This is a genomic window from Streptomyces niveus (assembly GCF_001723055.1).
GTDB classification, from domain to species: domain Bacteria; phylum Actinomycetota; class Actinomycetes; order Streptomycetales; family Streptomycetaceae; genus Streptomyces; species Streptomyces niveus.
In genome coordinates this window covers 1-993 of record NZ_MDCR01000478.1, presented here as the reverse complement: position 1 = coordinate 993, position 993 = coordinate 1, and the positions used below count along the sequence as shown (strand labels likewise).

The 993-nt window shown below is 65.6% G+C and carries 1 protein-coding gene and 1 pseudogene; both read left to right on the top strand.

Going from position 1 to position 993, the window contains the following annotated elements:
• A pseudogene (locus BHU15_RS36530) lies at window positions 1-261 on the top strand (alpha/beta hydrolase); the annotation flags it as partial.
• Between the two features lie 95 nt (window positions 262-356).
• Window positions 357-857: a hypothetical protein gene (locus BHU15_RS36525; protein WP_069631019.1), complete on the top strand. Its 501-nt coding sequence runs from the start codon at window positions 357-359 to the stop codon at window positions 855-857.
• The last annotated feature ends 136 nt before the right edge of the window (window positions 858-993 follow it).

The following is a 993-nucleotide window of genomic DNA, read 5'->3' as shown; positions in this document are numbered from 1 at the left end:
GGCGGGGCGACGATGGCGTACTTCGCGCAGGACGCGCAGACGGAGGAGAGCGAGATCTGGTTCGGCACGGATCCGGCGCATGAGGATTTCGGGGCGAGGAGGTTCAGGGTGGATGAGGGGCGGCGGCCGGTTATGGATTTGGGTGGGGTCGACGCGCACTCGAACTATTTCGACCCGGACCGTGATGAGGTGTCCGCTCGGAATGTCGCCAAGATCGTTGCCGGTAGAGGGCAGGCCATCAGCATGCAGGACCCACGATGAGGATTGCGCGATCCGTCTGTATTCCGCTGCTGATTGCTGTGGCCGGATGCGGACTTACGTCAGGGGTGGATGCCCCGGAGGGGAAGCGATCAGATATGAACATGCAGGAGGCCGCCGAGAGAGCGGACGCGATTGTTCAGCAGACTATCGATTCGGTAAGGCCGCGGCTCCGCTGGAACCATGGTCCGTCGAATGACAAGATCTGCACCGACTTCAAGAACGACACCCTCGCCACGGGTTCGGTGAAGCGTCGCGCAGCGATCATGACTGTCGTCTCACGGCAGCGACGCGGCAGCCTGCTCGGTGTCGTGGAGCGAGCTTGGAAGTCGCGTGGCTACGAGATCACCAGCGTGGATACGGACGAAGAGCTGCCGGCCATCTACGCGGCCACTCCGGAAGGCTTTCGCCTGAGCGTGGCCGTCGCGGGCGAAGGCCAGTTCTTCTTCTCCATCACCACCCCGTGCTTCGCCAAGTCCGACGTCGCCGACCCCAAGACCCAGCCGAACACTCCGCACCGCGAGGGTGGGTACCCCCAGCGCCCCGACGTCCACGACGACTTCTGGTCCGCCGCCGCACCCCCGCCACCCCCCACCTGATCCGCAGTCAGCTCCGCCCCGCCCCTGTGGCACAGTCGTTCCCGTGGATGCCCTCAGAGCCCAGGACCCCCCGCGGATCGGCGACTACGTGCTGCTCGCGCGGATTGGGGCCGGGGGGATGGGGGTGGTGTATCTC

Excerpts from the sequence above, each read along its gene's own strand:
- BHU15_RS36525 (WP_069631019.1), top strand. The coding sequence starts at position 357 with ATGAACATGCAGGAGGCCGCCGAGAGAGCGGACGCGATTGTTCAGCAG.